This is a genomic window from Halopseudomonas oceani, assembly GCF_002903165.1.
Lineage (GTDB): Bacteria > Pseudomonadota > Gammaproteobacteria > Pseudomonadales > Pseudomonadaceae > Halopseudomonas > Halopseudomonas oceani.
Genome location: NZ_PPSK01000006.1, coordinates 176469 through 187078, shown reverse-complemented (window position 1 = coordinate 187078; position 10610 = coordinate 176469). Strand labels below are relative to the sequence as shown.

Below are 10610 nucleotides of genomic sequence, written 5' to 3'. Positions count from 1 at the left end.
CCGATCTAATGTCAGGTTAGGTTCGGTTTCCGCGATCAGTGCTAGCACCTTCGGTAGCTCATATGACGGACGGGTGAGAACCTGAGGTGTAGCTCTGTTCATCAAACCCAGCGTCGTTTCAGGGAATAGAACGGTAATCGGCTTTTCATCACGGATCTCTCCGGTGAACCGGTAGAACGGATAGTCATTTGTCTCCACCGGTACCACAAACTTATTCATCGCCTCGTAGACGATTGGAAAACTATCGCCGGTGTGCACAAGCAAGCCAATCCAGGACCTCATTGATGCAGCAGTCCTATATCGACGCTCTCTTGGCCAGTCCTCATTGATTAGGGGGGTGACGTGTTCGGCCCAACCATTCTCGTTTTCCTTTCCAACTAGACCCAACCAGAAAATGAATCGATTCCGAGTTTCATCAGACATTGCCCGCAAAACCGAACGCATTTCGACTTGTGAGAGACCGCTCTGCTCATTCGGGTGGAATACCCGCATGAAGCCCAGCCATTGGGCGGCGATGTTTGAGAATTCTTGGCTCCAGGAAAAGCCTTCGACCCACGGAAAAAGACGAAGCAGAAGCGGTTTTATGATTGCGGCCAATGGCGGCCATGGCACCTGCCCACAATGAAGAAACCCGTTCCACGCAGGTTCCGAAGCAGGATGATCAAATTCCAACATTGGAATAAGACGCCCCTCAGTCCAGACGGGATCAACGAACATGAGCCAGTTCAGTCTTCTGCTCACTATCGACACCGCATGATCCGAACCCTCACCAGGTGCCGAAAAAAGGCGCTCTATACGAAGCTTGATGTGATCAGGGATGAGTGATCCAGCCTCTTTCTCCTCCTTGGAAACCGCATGAAACAGAGCCTCAGCACACATGCCAATAGGGCCATTGATTGCGTGGTCGAGTGTACGTCGGGACCGTTGAGTGACTTGCCCACCTTGGCGGACTTCGCCAAGCCCGCTTTTCACCGTGTCTGCTCCACCGCTTAGGATTCCGGCCACGATGTGATCGTATACGACCCAACCGAGATCATTATCAAACTCAAGGGTCGCAACCAAATTCTTCTCGAGCCACCGGCCTAAGGTATGACGCAGCTTGGCGATAATCGCATACGGGAGTCGCGCTACTCGATTTAGAAATACCCGCCTAAGTCTCGGCGGGATTGAATTGCCCCTAGTTTTGTAGACACCTCTGAGTGACTGCTCTTGGCCGAGAGGCGCCTGTCACAAAAGGCTGAAACCGGTCAGAAGCATTCATTAGATGCCGACAGGCTGGCTCCTGTCTTTTAGGGGGGCATTCCAAACAGCCAATCGGCTCCATGTTTGAGTCGAAAAAACGCTTCCCAGCCTGCTGGGAAGCGTCAGTTCTACTAGCGCGCTTGTCCTTTGATCCTAGTGCCTATCCTGCCTTCCTTTGCCTTTCTTGACAGAGCGCACGAACTTTCCAAACGCTCTATCCTTCCTGCGTTTTTCAAGATTCGACATCTCGTGAAACTCGGATTCCTTCTTGAGCTTAAGATAGTTTTGGAAATGCTCCGGGTCCAACTCCCCGTTAGCGATACCCTCCCGAATGGCGCAGCCCGGTTCGCTGGTATGCGTACAGTTGGCAAACCGACATTCGTGCAAATACGCTTGGATATCACTAAAGCTATCGTCGATACCTTCACCGAGGCCAAGCATCCCCAATTCGCGCATACCAGGCATGTCGATCAAAGACCCACCTTGCTCAAGCACGATCAGCTGACGCCGGGTGGTGGTATGTCTGCCCTCGCCGGAAGCGCTGACTGCGCTGGTAGTCAGGTCGGAGCCACCAACCAGACGATTGATGAGCGTTGTCTTGCCTACGCCGGATGAGCCGAGCAGACAGTAGGTCTTCCCGGGCTCAATCAGTTCGCGAACCAGGTCAACGCCATTTCCACTGACATTGCTTAGCGCGATGACTCTGGCGCTTATCCCGGCGTCGCGGATCCTCGCGATCAATTGCTCCAGCTCAACCGGACTGACCAAATCGCTCTTGGTCAGCAGTATCACTGGCTCAATCCCCCCTTCGCTCGTTATCACCAGATAGCGCTCCAGTCTTCGCACATTGAAGTCAACGTAACAGGACTGAACAATGAAGGCCAAATCGATATTGACGGCAATCATCTGGAACTCAACTTTGGCGCCAGGCTTTCTCCGCCGCAGAAACGACTTGCGCGGCAGCACCTCAAGGATGCTCGCATGGGCACCGGAGTCGTGATACCTGACGCTGACCCAGTCACCGACGCAAGGCAGATCGACAGAAGATGCGCTGGAGTGAATGGCTTTGCCCGTTAGCTTGGCAGGCACTTCCTTCTCGGAATTCCTGACTGTGTATTGATCGCGATCAACAGCAGTCACTCTGGCGATGGACTCGCCTTGGCGACAATATCTGTCAGGCGGCGATAAATCCTTATGGTGATCGCATGCGATAGGCACAGAGCGACCTGAGTCGCCGCGTGTATCGGCAGTGTGGCAATCATGGGCAAGCTTATGAAGAGCCGCTTGCTTCGGCTTGGAAGTAGTCATGTTGAAAATCCATTTGCAGTAATCAGGACGAGCAAAAACCGCAAACCACCTGCTGGTGGCCTGCACATGTTTGTGACCGCGATAACCTGAATACCCTGCGTGTGCAGGGTTCTGGTTATCGGATTACTGCAATATCCAACATCCAAACCTCGATAAATGATGCGGGCTGAATCGGGCGCCGCTGATTGATGTTAGCCACCTGGAGAGTTCAACTCAAGAACTCTCCAAGCTCAATGCTCAAGGCCGCAGAAAGATGGCTATGTCTGGCCGCGCATGCCGGCCATTCGCTCAGTACTCAACCGTCTGCTTCTTGGGCGCTATGCGGCTGTAGCTGATTTTCAGGGGTGAATTGCTACGCCTGCTTGCCGCGCTGATTGTACCTCTCGCCCGCGTTTGACTATGCTGCAGCTAGCGGCACACCGATCCTCATCAGACCCAAGACTGTCTCGTGAAGCACAGCGTATTGCTCGTCACACTGCTCTGCATCCTGCTCGGCGCAAGGGCCAAGGCGGATGAGTATCGGATCGTGACTGAGGAGTGGGCACCCTACAACTACCTGCAGGACGGACAACTGACCGGACTGACGACCGAGATTGTGCGTGCAATCATGGCACTCACCGGTGACGACTTCCCGATTGAGGTGGTGCCCAGCATGCGGGCAACCCACGACCTTCGCCAGCAGCCGAAAACGATCATGTACTCGCTGTTTCGCACGCCTGAGCGCGAGTCTAGCTACCGCTGGGTTGGCCCCATCGCTGAGGAAGCTATCTACCCGTACCAGCTAGCCAGCAGCGAAGTGCCCATACACTCGCTGGCGCAGCTCATGCAGGCGCCGCGCATCACCACCCGGCATGCCGGTCTGGTACCCGACACTCTTGAATCCCTTGGTTTTAGAAATATTGATCGCAGCGCCAACCAGAACGTGCAGCTGTATCGCATGCTGCTGGCCGGCCGCACTCAGATCATTGTCGGCGACACCCCGGCCGGGGTGGCCTACTACAGCAAGCGCCTGCAGATACCCGCAGGCGCCCTGCGACAGATTCCGCTGGAGCTGTTTCGCTCTTCCCTCTACATCGCTTTCAGCCGCGACAGTGCAGAGGCCGTGGTTACCCGCTGGGCAGAGGCGCTTGACCAGTTGCGCAGCAGCGGCAAACTGGAGCAGATTCGCCTCGCCTACGAATAGCGTCGCGGCGTAATGGACAGCGGCCGGCGCAGGACTGCTACCATCGAGCCGGCAACACATCATCCCTCCAGCCGAAGAGCGCAGCCCCGTGGAACACCTCAACCTTCGCCACCTGCACTATTTCTGGATGATCGCTCGCTCAGGCTCGATTGTCCGGGCGGCCGAGAGTCTCGACCTGTCACCGCAGACCCTGAGCGGCCAGTTGGCGACCCTTGAGGCGACACTGGGCAGCGCGCTGTTCAAACGCGCCAATCGATCACTGCAGTTGACCGACTTCGGCAAAACCGTATTCGCCTATGCCGACGATATATTTCAGTCGGTTCAGTCGCTGACCGATATCCTGCAGCAGCCACCGGAAGAGCGGCCGCTGAACCTCTCGGTTGGCATCGCCGCATCGATCCACAAACTGATCGCCTACCACCTGACTGAACCCGCGCTGGCGCTGCCCAGACCGGTACATCTGGTCTGCCAGACCGGCGAAACGGGGCAGTTGCTCAAGCAGCTCGGGCAGCGGGAACTGGATATTCTCTTGACGGACCGTCAGCCTGACTTCAAGGACGCGGGGCAGTTCCGGGCGACTCGACTGGCAAGCTCGTCGATATCGCTGTTCGCCACTCCCGAACTTGGCGCACGGCTGAGGCCCGGATTTCCGCAAAGTCTCGACCGCCAGCCGTTTCTGACCACCTCCATCAATGCGCCCTATATCAACGAGTTGATGAACTGGTTCGCCACCATGCGAATCCGCATCAATGTCGTCGCTGAAGTGGACGATAGCGCACTGATCAAGGTCTTCGGGCGTCAGGGATTAGGGTACTTTGCGGCCCCGACGGTGATCAGCGACGAGGTTTGCCGACAATATGAGGTGGAGTGCATCGGTTCGATCGAGGAAGTCAGAGAAACCCTTTACGCAGTCACCCGGGCCCGCTCAAGCGGCAACGCAGCTGTGACTGCGCTGTTGAAAGCACGACCGGAACTCGATGACAGCATCGAAAAAACCGATCTATAAAATCCAAAAAGCTCGATTTATCAAGAATCCATTATTCGCGATCCTAGGCCTGTCGAAAACTGTTCGGAGACAGGTCATGAAAACCATCCATCAGTATCAACTGGCTAGCGACAAGCACACCACCAGCCTGGCACTGCGCGAGGGCTTCCGAATCGTACGCTGTGAGTACGTACTCGCACAGAAACGCGTTTACCTGTGGGTCGAAGAACCGTTGAAGATCGATCTGCCGGTTACCGAGCATCAGTTCCTGGTGGTCGGGTCCGGTGTCCCGGTGCCGGTCAGCCACCGCTACATCGATACCGCGATTGACCCGTTCGGCCCGGAGGCCTTCCATGTCTACGAGGTGGTGCAGGCCAGCGATCTGCAGGAAGCCAGCCCCGAAGGACAACACCCAACACCGGCGCACAGCGAGTTAAGACTAAGCGCCTGATCCAAACGCTGAGTTAAAGAGCCCCGTTTCGGGGCTCTTTTTTGCGCGCAATTCATCCAACCGGCTCTACGGAAGCACATCCATGCCCGACATCATCGTCATGTTCTTCATCCTCGGTCTGATCGCTGGCTCCCTGCGCTCGGACTTGGCCATCCCGAAAGCGGTCTACGACATCCTGTCGCTGCTGCTGATGCTGACCATCGGTCTGAAGGGCGGTATGGCCCTGCACGGCAACCTGCACTGGTCGCTGCTCGGCGAAGTGCTTGCGGTAACGGCGCTCGGCTTCCTTATCCCGCTAATGCTGTACCCGTTGCTGCGTCACCTGGTCAAACTCAACGTCGCTGATGCGGCCAGCTTCTGCGCCCACTACGGCTCGGTCAGCGCTGGCACCTTTGCCGTCGCCCTGGCCTGGACCGAGTCACGCGGAATGCTGGTAAGCGGGCAGGTCACGCTGTACCTGGTGCTGCTGGAACTGCCAGCGATTATCACCGGGCTATGGCTGTATCGCCGACTCAGTAGCTCACCCGGCCAACCCCAGACGGTTGCCAGCACGCCGCTTTGGCAGGAGACGCTGACTAACCGCAGCGTGATTCTGCTGGTCGGCGGCGTGGTGATTGGCCTGCTGTACGGCAAGCAAGGCGGTAGCCAGGTCACTGGCGCGCTGACCAGCGGCTTCGCCCTGATTCTCGCGCTGTTCCTGCTGGAGATGGGGCTAGTGGCCGCGGAAACCCTGCGCAAGGTTCGATTGCAGCACTGGCGGGTTATCGCCTTTGCCCTGTGCATGCCCACCCTGCTTGCAATGCCCGGCATGTTTACCGGACTACTGCTGGGGCTGGCACCGGGCACCACCGTGATCCTCGCCACGCTGACCGCCAGCGCCTCCTATATCGCAGCCCCGGTGGCCGTGCGGCACGCCGTTGAGGAGGCCGACATCGGGCTGGTGATGCTGGCCTCGCTGGGCGTGACCTTCCCGTTCAACGTGCTGGTGGGTATTGAGCTGTACGCGGGCATCCTGCAACGGCTAACCGGCTAGCGGCCCTGCGCGCGGGCTGCCCCACGGCTGCTCGTGACAGCGGCTGCCGGAGCACCGATACTGCGCACCAACAGGCTGTCGCAGGCTTGAGGGGGACGCCATGGCAACGCTGAAATACCTTGCGGGCTACAGCCCCGACCTGCGCCAGCAGGTCCAGCAGTTGATCGACCGTGGCCAGCTCGGCGGCTGGCTTGAGCAACGTTATCCGCCCGGCGAGCAGCATCCGATCCAGACCGACGCCGCGCTCTACGACTACACCCAACGCCTCAAGCAGCAGCACATGCGCAGTAGCGGGCAGATCAGCAAGGTATCGTTCGACACCCGCATGCACGTGATCGACAACGCGCTGGGGCAACACCAGTTTGTCAGCCGGGTACAGGGCGGCAAGTTGAAGAGCAAGAACGCGATCAAGGTCTCGGCCATCCTCAAGAGCCTGCCCGAGCCGCTGCTGCGCATGGTGGTGGTGCACGAGCTGGCGCACCTGCGCGAGAAGGAACACAACAAGGCGTTCTACCAGCTGTGCCGGCACATGGAGCCGGACTATCACCAGTTGGAGCTGGACCTGCGGCTGTTCCTGACCCTGCGCGACGGCTAGCGCGGTTGCGGATTGGCTTGCAGCCAGGCGGCCAGTTCGGCAACGGCCTGCGGCGCCGTTCTGCTGGCACCGACCCAGCTGCAAGCCAGCATCAGGTTGCGCGGCAGACCGAAGTTCTCGACCACAAAGCCGTCCGGACACAGCCCCTGCTCATCACGCGGCAGTTGCTCGATCATCGGCTGTTGATCGGGGAAGTACGCCCACACGGGTTTGCCCAGCGCACAGGCAAAGCCCACCTCGAAGACGGTGCCGGAATCCGGCTCGTTGCCGCGAAAGTGGCCCAGATTGGCCAGCACCGCATCGGCGCGGCGCAGGCTGTCGAGATTGGCCTGACAAATCCAGCCAGCCGGGTCGCTCAGCCCCTCCGGTAGGGCCGCATCCAGCGGATAGAGCCCTTCCAGCCCATGCGTGGCGCACAGCGCCTTGAGATACTCGCCGCGCGCCAGGGCGTCGGGATAGAACACGTCAAAACCGGCCAGATATACCGAAGGCACCGGGGATCTCCTGCGTGGATCAGACAAGCGGATTCAGCGTGGCAAGGTCTGCGGCCTGGTCCAGATCGAGACAGACACCAGCATCCTCCACCGCCAGCACCTTAACGCAATCGGCATGTGCGCGCACAATCTCGCGTCCGCCGCGATCACCACTGAGGGTCAGCAGCTGCGGCCAGAAGCGCCGCCCGAACAACACCGGATGGCCGCGCTGCCCCTGCCAGCTCGGCAGTACAATATCCTCCGGGCCAGACCGCTGCGCCAGCGCTTGCAGGGTGGCCGGCTGAATACACGGCATATCAGCGAGCAGCACCGCGATGGCATCCGCATCACCATGCCGCAGATGTTCAATACCCAATACCAGCGAACTGGCCATGCCCTGCGCACTGCGCGGATTGAACAGCACGTCGACCGCCTCCGGCAGCGCCAGTGCTTGCGGGTCATCATCGCTGCGCAGTACCAGGGTTACTGCGCCGAAGGCCGCCAGTGCATTCTCCAGTGCACGATTGAGGACCATCTGGCCGCTGGCCAGGCGTGCCTGTCGCTTGTCACCGCCGAAGCGCCGGGAGAACCCAGCGCCAAGCATCAGGGCGGCAACCCGTGGCATCAGGCCTTGGCGTCCAACAGCATCACTTCGCGCTCGGCAATCAGGCCAGCCAGCGCCTTGCCCATCGCCTGATAGTGCGGCGCCTGACGGTGGGCTTCGATGGCCTCCATCCCGGCCCACTGCTCAACGAATACGAAGCGACTGGCATCGCTGCGGTCGTGGTGCAGCACATACCCCCGGCAACCGGCCTCGGCGCGCGACGGCTCGACCGCGTCGGCAAGAATGGCTGCGACCTGTTCGGCCGCGCCGGGGACGGCGCGCAGCACCGCTACGACGGTAATGATTTCGGACATCTAGTTACTCTCGATACTGGAGGGTGCTGGCAGATCCTGCTCGCCCCCGTCATGGATATGAATTGCAGAAGGTTCGTGAATGGCGGACTGCCGCTGTTGCAGCATTCCACCCACGCGGCCGTTGAGCACCGCGGTCATCTCGCCCAGAATCGCCAGCGCGACGGATTCGGGGGTATCGCCACCCAGGTCGAGACCGACCGGGTAATGCAGGCGTTCGACGCCCGGCAAGCTAGCTTGCGCCATGCCGGCCAGCAGCCGCTCGGTGCGCTCACGCGGTCCGAGCTGGCCGATGTAGCACGCCGACGACGCCAGCGCCTGCGCCAGCCACCAGGCATCCTGCTGCAGACTGTGGGTCATGACCACTACCGCCGCGTCGGCCAGCAAATCCTTCAGTGCGAAGCTGTTGTCCAGCTGCCCGAGTAACACCGCATCGGCCTCCGGAAAGCGACTGCGACGGGCAAAATGCGCCCGGCTGTCGATCACCGTCACATGCAGGCCCTGCAGTTTGGCCATCCGCACCAGCGGCTGGGCATCGTGCCCGCCGCCGAAAATCACCAGCCGCCGCGCCGGACGCAGGTGCTCGATCAGCACCTCGACCGCGCCGCCGGGCTGGCGGAAACAATGCAGCGCAGCACGCCGGGCAGAGCGCGCCTGCCGCAGTAGTGGCAGTAACGGCGCCGACCAAGCGTCGGGCAGGCTGCCCTGCAACTGATCATCGGCAGTCAGAAGCAGTCGCTGCCCGAGTAAATCAGGCTGCGAAGCGCTGACGACGGTCGCCACACTGAGTCCAACAGTGCCGTCGGTCAGCGCCCGGCAGCCATCCAGCAACAACTGACAGGCCACGGAATCGACGCGCTCGAACAGCAGGTGCACGGTACCGTTGCAACCGAGGCCAAAACGCACCGCCGCATCGCCGTCTTCATCCTCTTCGGCGGTGCTGTAGCTACGCAGAGCCGGGCCGCGCTCGGTCAACCAGCGGGCCGTGCGCGCCACCTCGGTTTCCAGGCAGCCGCCGCTGACTGTCCCCTCGGTCTGCCCCAGAGCGTTGATCAGCATGCGCGCGCCAGGGCGGCGATAGGCCGAGCCCTCGACCTTGACCACCGTCGCCAGCACCGCATCGTCGCCCTGCCGGGCGGCCTCATCGACCGCCTTGAGTAGCTGTTCAACCGCCGACATTACAACTCCTGCATTCGATTCAGTGGCCGGTATTGCCGCGTTTGGCCGCCACATCAGCGGCGCTCAGAGTTCCACCGCTCTGACCGAAGTGCTGCAGCACGAAGCTGGCAACCGCCGCCAATTCGGTGTCCTGATAACCCGCGGCGAAGGACGGCATCTGCTGATCTACCCGCGCGTCCGGTGCGCCGTGACCGCGCAGCAGGATACCCAGCAGGTTGGTGCCGGCCGGGTCATTGACGGTTTTCAGGCCGCCAAGTGCCGCGACCGGGGATTGCGTGCCGCCACCATCCCAGGCGTGACAGCCGGCGCAGTTACCGGCGAACAGCTTGCTGCCGAGAGCGCCATCGGCCACCGGGGTCGGATCCACGTTCACCTCGGGCCGGGCGATACCGCTGGCCTGCGCGGGAGTGCTGAGCAGGTAGGTCGCGATGGCAGACAGGTCTTCCGGGGTCAGATGACGCAGGCTATGGTTGACCGCATCGCCCATCGGCCCACTGGCCACCCCCTTGCCCGGCGCATACCCTTTGCCCAGATAGCTCACCAGCTCGGCCGGCGACCAGGCACCGATGCCATAGGTCTCGTCCGAGCTGATGTTGTAGGCCTGCCAGCCCTGCACCAGGTTACCTGCCAGCGGCTGGCTGCTGCTCAGCGCCTGGGCAAAGTTGCGTGGGGTGTGGCACTCGCCGCAGTGACCCGGCCCTTCAACCAGATAGGCACCGCGGTTCCACTCCTCGGACTGATCCGGATCGGGCTCGAAGCGCTCGTTATCGTGGAATACCAGATTCCAGAAGAACATGCCCCAACGCTGGTTGTAGGGAAAACTCAACGTGTTCTCCGGCACCGTATTGCTCACCGGTTCCAGGCTGAACAGATAGGCCTTGATCGCCTTCACTTCGTCGTCCGACATCAGGGTGTAAGCGGTGTACGGGAACGCCGGATAATAGCGCTTACCATCCTTGCCAACACCGTCATGCAGGGCACCCAGGAAGTCGGCATCCGTCCAATCGCCAATGCCGGTGGCCTTGTCCGGGGTAATGTTCGGGGAATACAGCGAGCCAAACGGCAACTTGAACTCGACGCCCCCGGCGAAGGGCTTGCCGCCTGGCACGGTGTGGCAAGCCACACAGTCAGCGGCAGTTGCCAGATACTTGCCACGGGCGATCAGGTCGTCGTCTGCGGCCTGTGCGGATAACGCCGAGGCAGCCAGCCCCAGCCCGAGAATCACGGATTTGCTCAGATGCATGGG

At 60.5% G+C, this 10610-nt stretch carries 11 protein-coding genes and 1 pseudogene; 5 read left to right on the top strand and 7 right to left on the bottom strand.

Annotated elements, in window-relative coordinates; genetic code table 11:
* A pseudogene (locus C1949_RS09020) lies at positions 1 to 1062 on the bottom strand (hypothetical protein); the annotation flags it as partial.
* A gap of 333 nt (positions 1063 to 1395) precedes the next feature.
* Entirely contained in the window at positions 1396 to 2550 is a 1155-nt protein-coding gene (gene rsgA, locus C1949_RS09015; protein ID WP_104738148.1) for a ribosome small subunit-dependent GTPase A, read from the bottom strand.
* Positions 2551 to 2998: 448 nt separating this feature from the next.
* On the opposite strand from rsgA, the gene C1949_RS09010 reads away from it, so the two are divergent.
* The 5 genes from C1949_RS09010 (at position 2999) to C1949_RS08990 (ending at position 6797) form a co-directional block, all read left to right on the top strand.
* Positions 2999 to 3733, top strand: a complete 735-nt coding sequence (locus tag C1949_RS09010; protein ID WP_104738147.1) for a substrate-binding periplasmic protein — start codon at positions 2999 to 3001, stop codon at positions 3731 to 3733.
* An 88-nt stretch (positions 3734 to 3821) separates the two neighbouring features.
* The gene (locus tag C1949_RS09005; RefSeq protein ID WP_104738146.1) at positions 3822 to 4739 is read left to right on the top strand and encodes a LysR family transcriptional regulator; all 918 of its coding nucleotides are present in this window, start codon (positions 3822 to 3824) and stop codon (positions 4737 to 4739) included.
* A gap of 76 nt (positions 4740 to 4815) precedes the next feature.
* Positions 4816 to 5169: a DUF7352 domain-containing protein gene (locus tag C1949_RS09000; protein ID WP_104738145.1), complete on the top strand. Its 354-nt coding sequence runs from the start codon at positions 4816 to 4818 to the stop codon at positions 5167 to 5169.
* Between the two features lie 82 nt (positions 5170 to 5251).
* A complete protein-coding gene (locus tag C1949_RS08995) occupies positions 5252 to 6202 on the top strand; it encodes a sodium-dependent bicarbonate transport family permease (RefSeq protein WP_104738144.1) in 951 nt (316 codons plus the stop codon).
* Positions 6203 to 6302: 100 nt separating this feature from the next.
* Entirely contained in the window at positions 6303 to 6797 is a 495-nt protein-coding gene (locus C1949_RS08990) for a M48 metallopeptidase family protein (protein ID WP_104738143.1), read from the top strand.
* Here C1949_RS08990 and C1949_RS08985 read toward each other — a convergent pair.
* From C1949_RS08985 to C1949_RS08965, 5 genes are read right to left on the bottom strand one after another with little or no spacing between them, the layout of a single operon-like run.
* Positions 6794 to 7291 carry a nucleoside 2-deoxyribosyltransferase gene (locus tag C1949_RS08985; protein ID WP_104738142.1) on the bottom strand — a complete coding sequence of 166 codons (498 nt, stop codon included), beginning with the start codon at positions 7289 to 7291 and terminating at the stop codon, positions 6794 to 6796. The two genes, C1949_RS08990 and C1949_RS08985, sit on opposite strands and share 4 nt — an antisense overlap.
* Before the next feature lie 19 nt (positions 7292 to 7310).
* On the bottom strand, positions 7311 to 7895 hold the full coding sequence (locus C1949_RS08980; protein ID WP_104738141.1) for a nucleotidyltransferase family protein: 585 nt from the start codon (positions 7893 to 7895) through the stop codon (positions 7311 to 7313).
* A complete protein-coding gene (locus C1949_RS08975; RefSeq protein WP_088277061.1) occupies positions 7895 to 8188 on the bottom strand; it encodes a putative quinol monooxygenase in 294 nt (97 codons plus the stop codon). Before C1949_RS08975 ends, C1949_RS08980 begins: the two co-directional genes overlap by 1 nt.
* Positions 8189 to 9364 (bottom strand): XdhC family protein, encoded by a 1176-nt coding sequence (locus C1949_RS08970; protein ID WP_104738140.1) that lies wholly within the window; start codon positions 9362 to 9364, stop codon positions 8189 to 8191.
* A gap of 19 nt (positions 9365 to 9383) precedes the next feature.
* Positions 9384 to 10607 (bottom strand): cytochrome c, encoded by a 1224-nt coding sequence (locus C1949_RS08965; RefSeq protein WP_104738139.1) that lies wholly within the window; start codon positions 10605 to 10607, stop codon positions 9384 to 9386.
* Positions 10608 to 10610: the final 3 nt, after the last annotated feature.

Coding starts and splice junctions, on each gene's coding strand:
- C1949_RS08995 (WP_104738144.1), top strand. CDS start 5,252: ATGCCCGACATCATCGTCATGTTCTTCATCCTCGGTCTGATCGCTGGC.
- C1949_RS08975 (WP_088277061.1), bottom strand. CDS start 8,188: ATGTCCGAAATCATTACCGTCGTAGCGGTGCTGCGCGCCGTCCCCGGC.
- C1949_RS09000 (WP_104738145.1), top strand. CDS start 4,816: ATGAAAACCATCCATCAGTATCAACTGGCTAGCGACAAGCACACCACC.
- C1949_RS08970 (WP_104738140.1), bottom strand. CDS start 9,364: ATGTCGGCGGTTGAACAGCTACTCAAGGCGGTCGATGAGGCCGCCCGG.
- rsgA (WP_104738148.1), bottom strand. CDS start 2,550: ATGACTACTTCCAAGCCGAAGCAAGCGGCTCTTCATAAGCTTGCCCAT.
- C1949_RS08965 (WP_104738139.1), bottom strand. CDS start 10,607: ATGCATCTGAGCAAATCCGTGATTCTCGGGCTGGGGCTGGCTGCCTCG.
- C1949_RS08980 (WP_104738141.1), bottom strand. CDS start 7,895: ATGCCACGGGTTGCCGCCCTGATGCTTGGCGCTGGGTTCTCCCGGCGC.
- C1949_RS08990 (WP_104738143.1), top strand. CDS start 6,303: ATGGCAACGCTGAAATACCTTGCGGGCTACAGCCCCGACCTGCGCCAG.